The sequence below is a fragment of the Chromobacterium amazonense genome, from assembly GCF_001855565.1.
In the GTDB taxonomy this organism is placed as follows: Bacteria; Pseudomonadota; Gammaproteobacteria; order Burkholderiales; family Chromobacteriaceae; genus Chromobacterium; species Chromobacterium amazonense.
The window spans coordinates 76,081-92,454 of sequence record NZ_MKCR01000001.1; the positions used below are offsets into that span (position 1 = coordinate 76,081).

13 protein-coding genes are annotated in these 16,374 nt (G+C 61.5%); 3 read left to right on the top strand and 10 right to left on the bottom strand.

All coding sequences use genetic code 11. The features are described 5' to 3' along the window. Positions 1 to 252: 252 nt before the first annotated feature. A complete protein-coding gene (gene xseA, locus BI343_RS00405) occupies positions 253 to 1,554 on the top strand; it encodes an exodeoxyribonuclease VII large subunit (protein ID WP_071108207.1) in 1,302 nt (433 codons plus the stop codon). A gap of 463 nt (positions 1,555 to 2,017) precedes the next feature. Here xseA and ispH read toward each other — a convergent pair whose 3' ends face one another. The 8 genes from ispH to BI343_RS00445 all read right to left on the bottom strand — a co-directional run bounded on the left by ispH (position 2,018) and on the right by BI343_RS00445 (position 11,265). Next, positions 2,018 to 2,950, bottom strand: a complete 933-nt coding sequence (gene ispH / locus BI343_RS00410) for a 4-hydroxy-3-methylbut-2-enyl diphosphate reductase (protein WP_071108208.1) — start codon at positions 2,948 to 2,950, stop codon at positions 2,018 to 2,020. A 92-nt stretch (positions 2,951 to 3,042) separates the two neighbouring features. Beyond that, positions 3,043 to 3,525: a signal peptidase II gene (lspA, locus tag BI343_RS00415; protein ID WP_233163848.1), complete on the bottom strand. Its 483-nt coding sequence runs from the start codon at positions 3,523 to 3,525 to the stop codon at positions 3,043 to 3,045. 72 nt (positions 3,526 to 3,597) lie between these two features. Next, a complete protein-coding gene (ileS, locus tag BI343_RS00420) occupies positions 3,598 to 6,375 on the bottom strand; it encodes an isoleucine--tRNA ligase (RefSeq protein WP_071108210.1) in 2,778 nt (925 codons plus the stop codon). Next, the gene (locus tag BI343_RS00425) at positions 6,372 to 7,307 is read right to left on the bottom strand and encodes a bifunctional riboflavin kinase/FAD synthetase (protein WP_071108211.1); all 936 of its coding nucleotides are present in this window, start codon (positions 7,305 to 7,307) and stop codon (positions 6,372 to 6,374) included. Before BI343_RS00425 ends, ileS begins: the two co-directional genes overlap by 4 nt. A 133-nt stretch (positions 7,308 to 7,440) precedes the next feature. Beyond that, positions 7,441 to 8,127: an OmpA family protein gene (locus BI343_RS00430; RefSeq protein ID WP_043625183.1), complete on the bottom strand. Its 687-nt coding sequence runs from the start codon at positions 8,125 to 8,127 to the stop codon at positions 7,441 to 7,443. A gap of 239 nt (positions 8,128 to 8,366) precedes the next feature. Beyond that, the gene (locus BI343_RS00435; protein WP_043625180.1) at positions 8,367 to 8,876 is read right to left on the bottom strand and encodes a DUF934 domain-containing protein; all 510 of its coding nucleotides are present in this window, start codon (positions 8,874 to 8,876) and stop codon (positions 8,367 to 8,369) included. Continuing rightward, the gene (locus BI343_RS00440; protein WP_071108212.1) at positions 8,860 to 10,518 is read right to left on the bottom strand and encodes a nitrite/sulfite reductase; all 1,659 of its coding nucleotides are present in this window, start codon (positions 10,516 to 10,518) and stop codon (positions 8,860 to 8,862) included. Before BI343_RS00440 ends, BI343_RS00435 begins: the two co-directional genes overlap by 17 nt. Positions 10,519 to 10,560: 42 nt before the next feature. Next, positions 10,561 to 11,265 (bottom strand): phosphoadenylyl-sulfate reductase, encoded by a 705-nt coding sequence (locus BI343_RS00445; protein WP_071108213.1) that lies wholly within the window; start codon positions 11,263 to 11,265, stop codon positions 10,561 to 10,563. Positions 11,266 to 11,377: 112 nt separating this feature from the next. Between BI343_RS00445 and cysB the strand changes: the two genes are divergently transcribed. After that, a complete protein-coding gene (cysB, locus tag BI343_RS00450; RefSeq protein ID WP_071108214.1) occupies positions 11,378 to 12,322 on the top strand; it encodes an HTH-type transcriptional regulator CysB in 945 nt (314 codons plus the stop codon). 410 nt (positions 12,323 to 12,732) lie between these two features. On the opposite strand, the gene fabG is transcribed toward cysB, so the two are convergent. Together fabG and BI343_RS00460 are read right to left on the bottom strand one after the other, a co-directional pair. Beyond that, positions 12,733 to 13,473 carry a 3-oxoacyl-ACP reductase FabG gene (fabG, locus tag BI343_RS00455; protein WP_071108215.1) on the bottom strand — a complete coding sequence of 247 codons (741 nt, stop codon included), beginning with the start codon at positions 13,471 to 13,473 and terminating at the stop codon, positions 12,733 to 12,735. A 215-nt stretch (positions 13,474 to 13,688) separates the two neighbouring features. Beyond that, positions 13,689 to 15,320, bottom strand: a complete 1,632-nt coding sequence (locus BI343_RS00460) for an ABC-F family ATPase (RefSeq protein WP_043620506.1) — start codon at positions 15,318 to 15,320, stop codon at positions 13,689 to 13,691. Positions 15,321 to 15,493: 173 nt separating this feature from the next. Between BI343_RS00460 and dapA the strand changes: the two genes are divergently transcribed. Next, positions 15,494 to 16,369 (top strand): 4-hydroxy-tetrahydrodipicolinate synthase, encoded by an 876-nt coding sequence (dapA, locus tag BI343_RS00465; protein WP_071108216.1) that lies wholly within the window; start codon positions 15,494 to 15,496, stop codon positions 16,367 to 16,369. Positions 16,370 to 16,374 lie beyond the last annotated feature (5 nt).

The window sequence follows — 16,374 nt, forward strand, 5'->3', positions numbered from 1 at the left end:
GTTGATAAGCCGGTGCATAGCTGCGGTAAAGGCCCGTGGACATTGACTTGCACTGCTTTTGCCCACCCGGGGACAAATTCTACCAAACCATTGATTTGATTGATTATTCAGTCAGATATCAAACGCTACGCCAACGCTTATTCCGTGGCTAGGATTGAATATTTACTCCAGCGAGCGATTGTGGATCACTTGACAAGACCTAATTTTCTTGATCGCAACCAGGATGTGATCAGCGTCTCCTCCCTTAACCGGATGGCGCGCGACCTGCTGGAAGCGGGCATCCCGCCAGTATGGATAGGCGGGGAAATCTCCAACCTGACCCTGGCCGCATCCGGCCACGGTTATTTCTCGCTGAAAGATGGCGGCGCCCAGGTGCGCTGCGTGATGTTCCGCCACAAACTGGCCCTGCTGCCGTTCCGCCCGCAGGAAGGGATGCAGGTGGAGTTGCGCGGCCAGGTGACGCTGTACGAGGCCCGCGGCGAATTTCAGATCAATGTCGGCGAAATGCGCGCCGCCGGCCTCGGCCGCCTGTATGAAGCGTTCGAGCGCCTGAAAGCGCGGCTGCAAACCGAGGGCCTGTTCGACAGCAGCCGCAAACGCGAGCTGCCGTCCCATCCGGCCGCCATCGGCATCGTCACCTCGCCCGCCGCCGCCGCGCTGCGCGACGTGGTCAGCACGCTGCGCCGCCGCATGCCGGGCATTCCGCTGATCCTGTATCCCGCCCAGGTGCAGGGGGAAGGATCGGCGCAGCAGATCGCCAAGGCCATCCAGACGGCGGGCGAACGGCGCGAAGCCGACGTGCTGATCATCTGCCGCGGCGGCGGCAGCATTGAAGACCTGTGGTCATTCAACGAGGAAATCGTCGCCCGCGCCGTGGCCGCCTGCCCGATCCCGACCGTCAGCGGCGTCGGCCATGAAACCGACTTCACCATCTGCGACTTCGTCGCCGACCGCCGCGCCCCGACGCCGACCGCGGCGGCGGAACTGGTATCGCCGAACCGCGAACATCTGGCCATTCAGCTGGAACAGACCAAGCGCGCGCTGGAGCGGGCGCTGGGCCGCTTGTTGACCGACAAGACGCAGCAGCTGGACTTCCTGGGACGCCGACTGACCCACCCCGGATCCAAGCTGCAGGCGCAGCGCGACAAGCTGGGCGCGCTGTCGCAGAGCCTGCGGCAACGGACGCACGCGGTTTTCGATCAAGGCCGCTGGCGCTTGCAGCTGGCCGCCAGCCGTCTGGCTCGCCATCAACCAGATCTGGCGGCGCAAAGCCAGCGCCTGCAGCAGCAGCAAGCCCGGCTGCAACGCGCGCGGGATAGGCTGCTGGAGCGGCGCAGCCAGCAACTGGCGCAACTCTCCGCCACGCTGACCGCGTTCAATCCAGAAGCGGTGTTGGCGCGCGGCTACGCCATCGTGCAAAAGCAGAACGGCCAGGCTGTCAAGAACCCGGCCGAACTGCAAGATCATGAAAAAGTCACCCTGCGGCTGGCCGAAGGCAGCACCGAGGCGCGGATCGAACACCCGCAAGGCGTGCAGCCGGAGCTGCCGTTCTAGCTCTCAGAATGAAAGTACAGGCAACTTATTTGTTAACCCTAGCAGGATTGCCATGCAAGATCTGATTGGCAAGCTCTTGCTGCGCTTGGTCAGACAAAGTTTCCGTCCGACTATTGGCATGATGTGGAATATTACTACCTACTGAATAATCTGGGGCGTTCCAGCTTTGATCATCCTCGCTTTCCTTAATGCTGGAGGGTGTTGCAGCACAAGCAGACAGTAGCAGGACTGACAACAGCAAGAGAGCCTTAATAGATTTCATAGAGATGTTCATCCGGCAAAAAAGTTATCAGTTGGCGTCGGCGCATCGATATAGATTTTATTCCAACATCCTATTCAAATAGTGCTAATCTGTAAATTAACGTATACATTCTTTTCTTCTCTCGACTAAAAAACCCCTCTGTTGGAATAAACAAAAAGGCCGCCCCAATCGGGCGGCCTTTTCGCGGCCAAACTGGATAAATCAAGCCGGCCGCAGCGCGGGCGGCAGCGCAAACACCGTCGTCTCCTCCACGCCAGGCAGCTCTGTCACCTGGCTGATGTCGAAAGACTTGATACGGTCTATCACCGCCTGCACCAGCACCTCCGGCGCGCTGGCGCCGGCAGTCACGCCGACTCGGCTCTTGCCGACAAACCACTCCGGCTCCAGCAGATCGGTATTGTCCACCATGTAAGCGTCCACGCCCTTCAGCGCAGCCACTTCGCGCAGGCGGTTGGAGTTCGAGCTGTTGGGCGAACCCACCACGACGACCATGTCGCACTGCTCGGCCAGCAATTTCACCGCATCCTGGCGATTCTGCGTGGCGTAGCAAATATCATCCTTCTTGGGGCTATGGATGGCCGGGAAGCGTGCCTTCAAGGCGGCGATGATGTCGCGCGTCTCGTCCACCGACAGCGTCGTCTGGCTGACATAGGACAGCTGTTCTGGATTGCTCACCTGCAGCTTGGCCACATCAGCCTCGCTCTCCACCAGATACATGCCGGAATCGGCCTGGCCCATGGTGCCCTCCACTTCCGGATGCCCGGCGTGGCCGATCATGACGATCTCCATGCCCGCCTGCCGCATGCGCTTGACCTCGATATGTACCTTGGTCACCAGCGGACAGGTGGCGTCGTACACCGAGAGGCCCAAGGCCTCAGCTTCGGCGCGCACAGACAGCGGCACGCCATGGGCGGAGTAAATCAAGGTGCAGCCAGGCGGCACGTCCTTCAACTCCTCGATGAACACGGCGCCCTTGGCGCGCAGATCATCGACCACAAAACGGTTGTGCACCACTTCGTGGCGCACATAGATGGGCGCGCCATACAGTTCGATGGCGCGCTCGACGATGGCGATGGCCCGATCCACGCCGGCGCAGAAGCCGCGCGGGTTGGCAAGCATGATGGTCTTCGACATCCGTATTTCCTTATTCAAGCCAGGGTTTTACCCGGCGCATGCGCCAATGGCCCGCACCGCGGGCCATTGCTTTGAATCCAATCCTCGCCCGCTCAACGCGATGGCTTTTTGAAACTGTCCAGCACCATCAGCGCCGCGCCGACGCAGATGAAGGAATCGGCCAGATTGAACGCCGGGTAGTACCACTGGTTGTAGTAGTGAACCAGGATGAAGTCGATCACGTGGCCATAAGCCAAGCGGTCTATCACATTGCCCAGCGCGCCGCCGATGATGAAGGCGGCCGCCAGATTCATCACGCCGCTGAAGCGGCCCTTGACGATGCTCCAACCCAGCCAGCCCGACACCGCGAAAGCCAGGATGGTGAACAGATATTTCTGCCAACCGCCGGCATCATGCAAAAAACTGAACGCCGCGCCCGGATTGTAAATCAGGGTGAAGCTGAAAAAGCCGGCTATCACCTGACGCACTTCGCCGTACTGGAAGTTGCCGTTGAAATACAGCTTGCTGATCTGGTCCAGCACAACAACCAGCGCCGCCAGCACGAACCACTTGGACCAGCGGCTTGCGCCAGGCATAGTCATTGCAGAATCCATTTATGGGTTTCCCATTACTGACGGGGCCGCCCGCGCGGCCCCGTTACCGACGGATCAGGCGTGCAGACGCTGCTCGCCCTGGCCGTCCAGGTTGTCCACGCAGCGGCCGCAAACGGCGCCGTGGCCGGCATGGCTGCCCACATCGGCGCGGTAATGCCAGCAGCGCTCGCACTTCTCATGCGCGGCAGGCGATACGCGGATGGCCAGCTCGGCCGCCTCGCGCACCGTCGCCTTGGACACGATCAACACAAACTTCAGCTCTTCGCCCAGGCTCAGCAGTTGGCGGGCCAAGTCGGCCGGCGCATCGATCTCCACCTCGGCCTGCAGCGAGGAACCCAGCTTGTCGGCGCTGCGCTGTTCCTCGATTTCCTTGTTGACCACGGCGCGCAGATCGCGGATGGCTTGCCACTTGCCGGCCAGCGCCTCCTCCCGCTCCACGGCTTGCGCCGGGAACTCATGCCAGATGTGGTACAGCGTGGACTCTTCCTCGCTGTCGACCAGCACGTTCCACGCCTCGTCGGCGGTGAAGCACAGAATCGGCGCCACCATCAGCAGCAGGCTGCGGGTGATGTGGTACAGCGCGGTCTGCGCGCTGCGGCGGGCATGGCTGTAGGCCTGAGTGGTATACAGACGGTCCTTGATCACGTCCAGATAGAAGGCGCCCAGGTCTTCGGAACAATAGCCGACCACTTCCTGCACCACGTGGTGGAAGGCGTAGCGGGAGTACAGCTCGCCCACCACTTTTTCCTGCACCTGGCGCGCGCGCAGCAGCGCGTACTGATCCAGCTCCACCATATTGGCCAGCGGCACGGCGTGCTCGATCGGATCGAAATCAGACAGATTGGCCAGCAAGAAGCGGATGGTGTTGCGCAGACGGCGATAGCTTTCGGTGACGCGCTTCAGGATTTCGTCGGAAATCGCCAGCTCGCCGGAGTAATCGGTGGATGCCACCCACAAACGCAGAATATCGGCGCCGAGGCTATCATTGACCTTTTGCGGCGATACGACATTGCCCTTGGACTTGGACATCTTCATGCCCTTGCCGTCCACCACAAAACCATGGGTCAACAGCTGCTTGTAAGGGGCGCGGCCGATGGTGGCGCAACCGGTCTTCAAGGACGATTGGAACCAGCCGCGGTGCTGGTCGGAGCCTTCCAGGTACAGATCGGCCGGCCAGGCCAGCTCCGGGCGCTGCTTCAGCACTGCGAAGTGAGTGGAGCCGGAATCGAACCAGACGTCCAAGGTGTCGCTGAGCTTGCGGTAGTGTTCGGCCTCGTCGCCCAACAGCTCCTTGGCGTCCAGGCTGAACCAGGCTTCGATGCCTTGCTGCTCGATGCGCAGCGCCACTTCTTCCAGCAATTGCGCCGAGCGCGGATGCAGCTCGCCCGTTTCCATGTGGATGAAGAAGGTCATCGGCACGCCCCAGTTGCGCTGGCGCGACACGCACCAGTCGGGGCTGTTCTTGATCATCGCGTCCAGGCGGGCGCGCCCCCAGGACGGGAAGAACTCGGTGGCGTCCACCGCGCGCTGGCTGATCTGGCGCAGCGCCTCGCCGCCATGGCCGGCCTTGTCCATGCTGACAAACCATTGCGGCGTGGCGCGGAAGATGATCGGCGTCTTGTGGCGCCAGCAATGCGGATAGCTATGCTCCAGCTTGGCCTGGCGCACCAGCGCGCCGTTGGCTTCCAGCGTTTCGATCACGCGGGCATTGGCATCCCATACCAGCATGCCGGCGAAAATTTCCGTCGTGCTCTTGTAGCGGCCGTTGTCGGCCACCGGGTTATCCACCGGCAGCTTGTACTGCAGGCCGGCCTGGAAGTCTTCCAGACCATGCGCCGGCGCGGTATGCACCAGGCCGGTGCCGGCGTCGGTGGTGACATGGTCGCCCAGAATCACCGGCACTTGGCGGGCATAGAACGGATGCTGCAGCGCGATCAGCTCCAGCGCCTGGCCCTTGGCCTCGCCCAGCACGCTGAATGCTTCGACGCCGTAGCGCTTCATCGCCGATTCGACCAGGTCCTTGCCCAGAATCAGCTTGCCCTTGGGCGTGTCGATCAGCTGATAATCGAGGTTGGCGCCGACGGCGACAGCCTGGTTGGCCGGCAAGGTCCACGGCGTGGTGGTCCAGATCACAGCCATCGCGCCGGCTGCATCGGCTCCGAAAGCGGCGGAAGCCTTGTCGGCGTCGACCACCTTGAAGCCGACGTCGATCGCCGGCGACACCTTGTCTTCGTACTCGACTTCGGCCTCGGCCAGCGAGGAACCGCACTCGATGCACCAGTGCACCGGCTTCTCGCCCTTGCTCAGGTAGCCATTTTCATAAATCTTGCCGAGAGTGCGGACAATGTCGGCCTCGGTCTTGAAATCCATGGTCAGGTAGGGATTGTCCCAATCGCCCAGCACGCCCAGACGGATGAAGTCCTTCTTCTGGCGGGCGATCTGCTCCTTGGCGTATTCGCGGCACAGCTCGCGGAACTTGGCGGCCGGAATGTCCTTGCCGTGCAGCTTTTCCACCATCAGCTCGATCGGCAGGCCGTGGCAGTCCCAGCCCGGCACATACGGGGCGTCGAAGCCGGCCAGCGTCTTGGAGCGGACGATGATGTCCTTCAGCACCTTGTTGACGGCGTGGCCGATGTGAATGTCGCCATTGGCGTACGGCGGACCGTCATGCAGGATGAACTTGGGCCGGCCGGCGGACAGCTTGCGCAGCTTGTCGTAGCGCTTCTCTTCCTGCCAGCGCTTGACCCAGGCCGGTTCGCGTTTGGCCAGATCCCCGCGCATGGCGAAGGGTGTATCCAGCAGGTTTACGGTTTTACGATAATCAATGCTCATGCCTGCTCTCGCTGCAAACTTGTCAAATAGGTCTTGGCGCTGGCCGCGTCGCGCTCGATCTGCGCCACCAGGGTGGCCAGATCATCATAGCGCGCTTCGTCGCGCAGTTTTTTCAGGAAACGCACTGTCAGCCGCTGGCCGTAGAGGTCGCCGGCGAAATCGAACAGATGCACTTCCAGCTTGTAGTCCGGCGTGTCGCTGACCGTCGGGTTCAAACCCAGGCTGGCCACGCCGCCCAGCCGCCCGTGCGGCGTATCCGCCTCAACCACGAACACGCCCTGCAGCGCCGGCTTCAAATGCGGCAAGTGGATGTTGGCCGTGGGGAAACCAATGGTGCGGCCCAGCTTCTTGCCATGCATGACTTTGCCAGAAATCCGGTAGATGTCGCCCAGCAGCGCGTTTGCCGCGGGCAGATCGCCTGCGGCGAGCTTCTCCCGCACCAGCGTGCTGGAAGCCCGCTCACCCTGTACCAGCACCGACGGCATCGCCTCGGTGGCGAAATGCCGGCAATCGGCCAACAACCGGAAATTTCCCTGGCGGCCGGCGCCAAACTGGAAATCATCGCCGATCAGCAGATAGCGCGTTTGCAATTGCTCAACCAGCACCTGGTCGACAAAATCCGCCGCCGTCATGTTGGCGAAGCTGTGATTGAAACGGTAGACAAACACATAGTCCACCAGACCCAGCTCCCGCAGCAAGACGAATTTGTCCCGCAGCGTGGACAAACGGGCCGGCGGCTTGGTTCGGCTGAAGAATTCGCGCGGGTGCGGCTCGAACGTCAGCAGCGCCGTCGGCAATGCCCGCGCTTGCGCCTCCTGGCGCAGCTTCTCCAGCATGCGGCGGTGCCCCTGGTGCACGCCATCGAAATTGCCTATGGTCAACGCGCAGCCCGGCAGGGCGAAACGACGCGGATCCCCCAGAAATACCTGCATTTGCGGTCTTTGTACACGTCCTGAAACCGTCGATTGTAGCCGCCTGCGGTCAATAGCGTCCAGCCATCATCCATCTGACGCGCAAACAAAAAGCCCCGCATGGAGCGGGGCTTTTCCAATCGGAGCGTTTGGCTTACTTGGCCGGTTGCTCAACCATGGTTTCCTTCACGGCGTCGATCACAACTTCAACGCGACGATCAGACTCGATGCAAGCCTTGATTTCGGCATTTTGCTTCTTGTTCTTCGCGTATTTCGGGAACTTGGCCTTGCACTCTTCGGTCATCTTGGCTTCGGCCTTGCCCTTGCCTACGGAGGTAACCTTGTCAGCCGGCACGCCTTCGTTCACGAAGTAGGCCTTGACTGCGTCGGCACGCTTCTGGGACAGAGCGTTGTTCAGCTTGTCGGAGCCCAGGAAGTCGGTGTAACCGTCAACTTCCACGCCGTTCAGGTAACCCTTGCCGGCGTGAGCCTTCAGCTTGGCAACCAGCGGATCCAGTTCGTTCTTGGCGTCAGCGCGCAGAACGGACTTGTTGAAGTCAAACAGGACCTTGGCGGACAGGGTCACTTTTTCCTTCATCGGAACCAGGGCCGGCTTCTGAGCTACCGGAGCCGGGGCCGGCTTGGCCGCTTCGCGGTCGCCGCACTCGACCAGACCATTGGCGGCCTTGTCGAAAGTGCCGGTGTGCCAGCATTCGCCATAGTTGTTGCGGACCACGGAGTCGGTGGACTGGTCAACGGCATAACCCGGTTTAGCAGCAAAAGCGCTAGCAGAAACCAACAGGGCGGCAACCAGTGCGCTCAGTTTCAGCTGTTTAGTCATGTTATTCCCTCTTTAATCTATAAAATGGGTAGCAATGCGGGCTGACGCAAAGACCACGCGAACAAGTTGACTGCAAACATCAGAGATGGCTACATGCTGTGTTGATGCAGTTAACCCGCACTATAGGAATCCAGCAACACCATGTCAACACGCGGCCGGCCGGCAAGCCTGCCAAACGTTGCACAAATGCATCACATTTCGCTAATTATCGTGAAGACCTGTCTCTCACACGCGACACATTACGATAGTGTGACGCGCCGGCGAAACAGTGGCTGCGGCTGACGATATGTCACTTGATAGCCATCGCTGAAGGTATTGTAACAATCCTTCTCATTCAGCGCCTTGCCGTCCTTGATCAGGAAGGCGTCAAAACCCACCTGCCACAAGGGATGGATCAAATCCTGCCATACGTCGCCGACGGCCCGCAGCTCGCCGGCGAAATCATAACGCTCCCGCAGCAGTCTGGCGAGACTATAACCGCGTCCATCGGTAAAAACTGGAAAGTCAACGGCTATCACGGCCAGGCTGGCCAGATACGGCGCCAGCCGCGCCGGCTCGTCATCTGGCGCCAGCCACACCCCTGTGCGCCCCGGCCGGGCCTGCCAGCCTGCCGGATCGGCCAGCCAGGCGGCGAGCGGCACGATCACATCCGCGTCGGCCGGCGCGGCGGGCAGCGCGCCTGACTCGTCCGCGCGCAGCAGCGTCCAGGCATCGATCTGCGCCTTGCCATTCTTAATGTACCGGGGCATAGACCCTCTCCTTGAATGGTTCCACGCCGACGCGGCGCAGGGTGTCGATGAAGCGCTCGCCATCCAGCCGCCGCTCCAGATAAACCTGCATGATCTTGCCGAAGGCCACCGGCACGTCGGCCTGGGCGAAGGACGGGCCTATCACCTTGCCGATCGTGGTGTCGCTGCCCTGGCTGCCGCCCAGCGTGATCTGGTACCACTCCTCGCCGTTCTTGTCGACGCCCAGGATGCCGATGTTGCCGATATGATGATGGCCGCAGGCGTTCATGCAGCCGGAGAAGTTACAGGCGATGTCGCCCAGATCGTACAGGTAGTCCAGGTCGTCGAAAGTCTGCTGGATCGCATTGGCGACGGGAATCGACCGTGCATTGGCCAGCGAGCAGAAATCCCCGCCCGGGCAACTGATGATGTCGGTCAACAGGCCGATGTTAGGCGTGGCCATTCGGTGCCGGCGAGCCTCCTGCCACAAGGCATGCAGGTCTTTCTGCGCCACATCCGGCAGCACCAGGTTCTGCTCATGCGCCACGCGCAGCTCGCCAAAGCCGAAACGGTCTGCCCAGTCGGCCGCCGCCTCCATCTGTTCTGCGGTGATGTCGCCCGGCGGCGCGCCGGTTTCCTTCAGCGACAGCACCACGGAGCGGTAGCCAGGCTGGCGATGAGGGCGGGTGTTGCGCTCATACCAGCGGGCAAACGCCTTGTCTTCGGCCAAGGGGCCGGCCAGTTCTGCCGGGTTGTCCGGCAGCGGCGGATAGTCGGGATCGGCGAAGAAGCTGGCGTAATGGGCGACATCCTCGTCGCGCAGCGTGGCCGGTCCATCTTTCAAATGCAGCCATTCGTCCTCCACCTTGGCGGCGAAGCCCTGCGGCGTCATCGCCCTGACCAGAATCTTGACCCGCGCCTTGTACTTGTTGTCGCGGCGTCCAAAGCGGTTGTACACGCGCAGCACCGCGTCCAGATAGGTCAGCAGGTGCTGCCTGGGCAGGAATTCGCGGATCACCTCGCCCACCATGGGCGTGCGGCCCAAGCCGCCGCCGACGATGATCTTGAAGCCCGCCTCGCCGGCCTCGTTGCGGCTGACGTGCAGGCCGATGTCGTGGACCATGGTGGCGGCGCGGTCCTCCACGCTGCCGGAAACGGCGATCTTGAACTTGCGCGGCAGGAAGGCGAATTCCGGGTGCAGCGTGCTCCACTGGCGGATGATTTCGCAATACGGCCGCGGATCGAACAATTGATCGGCGGAGACGCCGGCGAAGGCATCGGTGGTGGTGTTGCGGACGCAATTGCCGGAGGTCTGGATCGCGTGCATTTCGACGGCGGCCAGCTCCTCCAGAATATCCGGCACGGCTTCCAGCGCCGGCCAGTTGAACTGGATGTTCTGACGGGTGGTGAAATGTCCGTAGCCCTTGTCGTAGCGGCGGGCGATGTCAGCCAGCTTGCGCAGCTGCTCGCTGCGCAAATGGCCGTACGGGATGGCCACCCGCAGCATGGGCGCGTGGCGCTGGATGTACAGGCCGTTCATCAGCCGCAGCGGACGGAACTCCTCTTCCGACAACTCCCCGGCGAGGAAGCGGCGCGTCTGGTCGCGGAACTGGTCGACGCGCTCGCGCACCAGGCGATGGTCTACTTCATCGTATCGATACATGGTTGGATTCCAGCGGGAATGCCGACGGCGACGGCCGGCGGGTCAGACGGGGCTTTGCAGCGGGCTAGCCTTCGCATGCAGCCCGCACTCCTTGGTTTCCGGGTTTTCCCACCACCAGCGGCCGGCGCGGACATCCTCGCCCACGCTGATGGCGCGGGTACAGGGGGCGCAGCCTATCGAGGGATAGTGGCGATCGTGCAGCGCGTTGTACGGCACCTGGTTTTCCTTCAAGTACTGCCACACCTCGGCTTCGCTCCACTCCAGCAAGGGGCTGAACTTCCACAGCTTGTTGTCGGCGTCGTATTGCTTGTCCGCCAGATCCTGCCGCGTCGGCGACTGTTGGCGGCGCAAGCCGGTGATCCAGGCGGAGCGGCCCGCCAGCGCGCGCTTGAGCGGCTCCAGCTTGCGCACCGCGCAACAGGACTGGCGCAGGGCCACGCTCTGGTAAAAGCCGTTGATGCCGTGCAGATTGACGTATTGCTCGGTGGCGGCGGTATCCGGGAAATACATCGCAACCGGATGGCTAGGGTAGCGCTCGGCTACTTTTTGCATCAGATCATAGGTTTCCGCCGGCAGGCGGCCGGTATCGAGGCTGAAGCTGCGCAATGGCAGATTCAGGCGGGCGATCAGATCGGTCAGCACCATGTCTTCAGCGCCGTAGCTGTTGGCCAGCAAGGCATCGGGATGCTCGGCGGCAATGGTTTGCAGCAGCGCCGCGGTGGCGGCCAGTTTGGATTCCAAGCTCATCAAGCGCTCCGGGAGAGGTTCGAGCTCATCCTAACCAAAGGGCTTATAAACCTAAAAGAATATTGTGTTAGTATTTAATGACTACAGGTTTTATAGAGGACAGGCCGTCAACATGAAGCTACAACAACTGCGCTATCTGGTGGAAGTGGCCAAGCAGGGATTGAACGTCTCGGAAGCGGCCGAGAAACTGCACACTTCGCAACCGGGCATCTCCAAACAGATCCGCCTGCTGGAGGATGAGCTGGGCATCCAGGTGTTCATCCGCAACGGCAAACGCGTGGTATCGGTCTCCGAACCAGGCAAGGAAGTGCTGCGCATCTCCGAACGCATCCTGCGCGAGGCGCAGAATCTCAAGCGCGTCGGCGAGGAGTTCTCGCGCGAATCGGAAGGCGCGCTGACCATCGCCACCACTCATACCCAGGCGCGCTACGCGCTGCCGCAGGCCATCGCCGAATTCGTGCGCCGCTACCCCAAGGTGCGGCTGTCGCTGAAACAGGGCAGCCCGACGCAGATCTGCGAAATGGTGGTCTCCGGCGAAGCCGATCTGGCCATCGCGACCGAGGGCATCTCCTTGTACAAGGAGCTGGCCATGCTGCCCTGCTACGAGTGGAATCGCTCGGTGGTGGTGCCGTCAGGCCATCCGCTGGCGGAGCTGAAGCACCCGATCTCGCTGGCCGACATCGCCCAGTACCCCATCGTCACCTACGATTTCGCCTTTGCCGGCCGCTCCAAGATCAACAAGGCCTTCGCCGATCTGGGTTTGAACGCCAACGTGGTGCTGACCGCCATCGACACCGATGTGATCAAGACCTATGTCTCGCTGGGGCTGGGCCTGGGCATCATCGCCAGCATGGCCTTCGAGCCGGAGCGCGACCGCCATCTGGTGGCGATAGACGCCAGTCATCTGTTCGAACCGTCCACCACCAAGATAGGCATCCGCAAGGACGCCTATCTGCGCGGCTTCGCCTACACCTTCATCGAGCTGTTCGCGCCGCATCTGCACCGCCGCGAAGTGGATTCGGCGCTGCTGGCGCATGATGTGGATCTGGATGAATAGCTTCTCCAGCCAGCCGGGCCGCAGCGACAAGCGCAAACAGTTTATTGCCACGAACCCCGCGAAATGACACGAAAGCGGTAAGCCGCCGGCCCACATCGTCAAACCGAATACCCGGCAGGCTCACCCCTTGATGGTTCGTGTTTTTCTTGGATTTCGTGGCTCAACTGAAATGCCTAGGGGCTGTTGACGTTTGGTGAGCGGTCGTGCCGGGATGCGTTTTGCGACGAATCGAGGCGTTTCGCGCGCCGCATAGTCATTCTCTGCCAGCGCGGAACAACGAAGAGTCGGCGCGAAAGGCGCCCGGCGCGACCGCTCACCAAACGTCAACAGCCCTAGCATGCGCCATCGCATCAGGCCAAAACGACAACGCCCCGGCAAGCGGGGCGTTCTACATGATGCCGGCGCGGCGCTTACAGCGTCAGGCCGCCGGTCACCTCGATGGCGGCGCCGTTGATGTAGCTGGCCTCGTCCGACGCCAGGAAGGCGTAGACGTTGGCGATCTCGGCCGGATCGGCCATGCGGCGCATCGGCACCTTGTCTTCCATCGCCTGCAGCACTTTTTCCGGCATGGCCTTCAGGATGGGGGTGGCGACGAAGCCCGGACACACCGCGTTGGCGCGGATGCCCTTCTTGCCCAATTCCTTGGCCCAGGTCTTGACGAAGCCGATGACGCCGAACTTGGCCGCCGCGTAGTTGGTCTGGCCGAAATTGCCGTAAACGCCCACCACCGACGAAGCGTTGAGAATCACGCCGCCGCCCTGCTCTACCATGGTGTCCACCACGGCGCGGGCACAGTTGTAGACGCCCTTCAGGTTGATGTCTATGACCTTGTCGAACTGGTCTTCGCTCATCTTGATCAGCTGGGCATCCTGGACGATGCCGGCGTTGTTGACCAGCACGTCGATGCGGCCGCAGCGGTTTTTCAGATCCGCCACCATCTCGGCGATCTGCCCCTTGTTGGTCACATCCACCTTGTAGCCATAGGCTTCGCCGCCCAGCGCTTTCAGCTCGCCGACCACGGCGTTGACTGCCTCCGGGTTCAGGTCGCACACCGCGACGATGGCGCCTTCCTTGACGAATTTCTCCGCGGTTGCCTTGCCGATGCCGCTGGCGGAGCCGGTGATGATGGTGACTTTCCCTTTTAAGCGCATGTTGTTTCCTTCTCTCACTGCTTTGCAGATCTCATCAGGTCGCCCGAGGGCGGATGAGGACCAGATGTCTCCGGCATCGACCTCCCTGGCCGGGTCCCTGATTATTGTTATCGCGCCTGAGTGGGACGCATGAAAAAGGCGGGAGTTTGTGCACTGCAATATAGCGCACACCCTCCCGCCGGTAAAGTTACGAGCCGCGACAGCTCGTAACCAAATTACTCCAGGCCCTTGCTGGCCAGGTAATCTTCATAGTTGCCGGTGTAGTAGTCGTAACCGCCCTTGCCGTCCAGCTCCAGCACGTGGGTGGCCAAAGAGCTCACGAATTGACGGTCGTGCGAAACGAAAATCAGCGTGCCCTTGTACTTTTCCAGCGCCATGTTCAGGGACTCGATCGACTCCATGTCCATGTGGTTGGTCGGCTCGTCCATGATCATGACGTTCGGCTTCTGCAGGATCAGCTTGCCGTACAGCATGCGGCCCTTCTCGCCGCCGGACAAGACGCGCACCGGCTTGCCCACCTCGTCGCCGCCGAACAGCAGGCGGCCCAGCGTGCCGCGGATCACTTGCTCGTCGTCGCCTTCCTGGCCCCACTCGCGCATCCACTCGGTCAGCGTGGCGTCGCTGTCGAACTCCGCTTCATGGTCCTGGGCGAAGTAGCCGATTTGCGCCTTTTCCGCCCACTTGATGGCGCCGTAGTCGGCGGCCAGGCCTTCGGCGAACTTGGGATCGAAAGCGCCGGCAAGCAGCTTGACCAGCGTGGTCTTGCCCGCGCCGTTGGGGCCGATGATGGCCAGACGGGCGCCGGCTTCCAGAATCAGGTTCAAGTCCTTGAACAAGACCTTGTTGTCGTAGGCCTTGCTGAGGTTTTCCACTTCCACCGCCTGGCGGTGCAGCTTGAACTTGTCGTCCATCTCGAAGCGGATGAACGGGTTCTGGCGGCTGGACGGCTTCACTTCCACCATCTCGGACTTCAGCTTGTCCACCTGCTTCAGGCGGGAAGTCGCCTGGCGCGCCTTGGACTTGTTGGCGGAGAAGCGGGCCACGAACTCCTGCAGTTCCTGAATGCGCTCCTTGGCCTTGCTGTTGGAGCTCAGCTGGCGTTCGCGGGCCTGGGCCGAGGCGATCATGTAGTCGTCGTAGTTGCCCGGGTAGATGCGGATGGTGTTGTAGTCCAGATCCGCCATGTGCGTGCAGACCGAATTCAGGAAGTGGCGGTCGTGCGAGATGATGATCATGGTGGAGTTGCGCTCGTTGAGCACGTTCTCCAGCCAGCGGATGGTGTTGATGTCCAGGTTGTTGGTCGGTTCGTCCAGCAACAGGATGTCCGGATTGGAGAACAGCGCCTGCGCCAGCAGCACGCGCAGCTTCCAGCCCGGCGCCACTTCGCTCATCGGGCCGAAGTGCTGCTCCACCGGAATGCCGACGCCCATCAATAGCTCGCCGGCGCGCGCCTCGGCGGTATAGCCGTCGTATTCGGCGAACTTGGCTTCCAGTTCGGCCGCGTGCATGTAATCTTCTTCGGTGGCTTCCAGGTTGGCGTAGATGGCGTCGCGTTCGCTCATCGCCGCCCACATCTCGGTGTGGCCCATCATCACCACGTCGATCACGCGCTGATCTTCGTAGCCAAACTGGTCCTGACGCAGCTTACCCAGGCGCAAGCCGTTCTCGATGGCGACTTCGCCAGCGGTTTGCTCCAGGTCGCCACCCAGAATCTTCATGAAAGTGGATTTGCCGGAACCGTTGGCACCGATCAGGCCGTAACGGTTGCCTTCGCCGAATTTGACGGAAACCTTCTCGAACAAAGGTTTCACGCCAAACTGCATCGTAATATTGCTTGTGGTAATCACGCTTGAGGATCCTTCAGCCGTAAGCCGTAAGTATCGGAAAAACGTAGGATTCTAGCACAAGCGCCATGAATTCCCGAAGCCTGCCGCCGTTGTTCGCCATGAACTTTTGCCAGCCAGACGAATTCCGCTACAATCGTAAACCTTGTAAATCCTTATTCCAGATAGGCAGAACTATGCTTACCGGCAGCTTGGTAGCGCTCGTGACCCCGATGTCTAACGACGGCGAGGTGGATTTTGCGGCGCTGCAACGATTGGTTGAGTTCCACATCGAAAACGGCACATCCGGCATCGTCGCCGTCGGCACGACTGGCGAATCGGCCACCCTGTCGGTGGAAGAGCACATCGAAGTGGTCAAAGCGGTGGTCAAATACGCCGCAGGCCGGATCAAGGTGATCGCAGGCGCCGGCGGCAACGCCACCAGCGAGGCTATCGAGTTGGGCCGCCTGTCTGCCGAAGCCGGCGCCGACATGGTGCTGTCCGTGGTCCCGTACTACAACAAGCCGACCCAGGAAGGCATCTATCAACATTTCAAGGCTATCGCCGACCACAGCCCGCTGCCGGTCATTCTTTATAATGTGCCGGGCCGCACCGTGGCCGACATGAGCAACGACACCGCGCTGCGCCTGGCTGCGCACCCGAACATCGTCGGCCTGAAGGATGCCACCGGCGACATCGGGCGCGCCTGCGACCTGGCGCTGCGCGCGCCGGAAGGTTTCGCGCTGTATTCCGGCGACGACGCCACCGGCATGGCCTTCATGCTGTGCGGCGGCCATGGCGTGATCTCGGTCACCGCCAATATCGCCCCCAAACTGATGAGCGAGCTGTGCGTGGCCGCCACCTCCGGCAACACCGCCAAGGCGCGCGCCATCAACGACAAGCTGCAAGGCCTGCACAAACAGCTGTTTGTCGAACCGAACCCGATTCCGGCCAAGTGGGCGCTGACGCGGATGCAACGCATCCCCGCCGGCATTCGCCTGCCGCTGACGCCGCTGAGCGCCTCCGCTGAAGCGGTGGTCGAAGCGGCCATGAAACAAGCCGAAGTCATTTGATCATC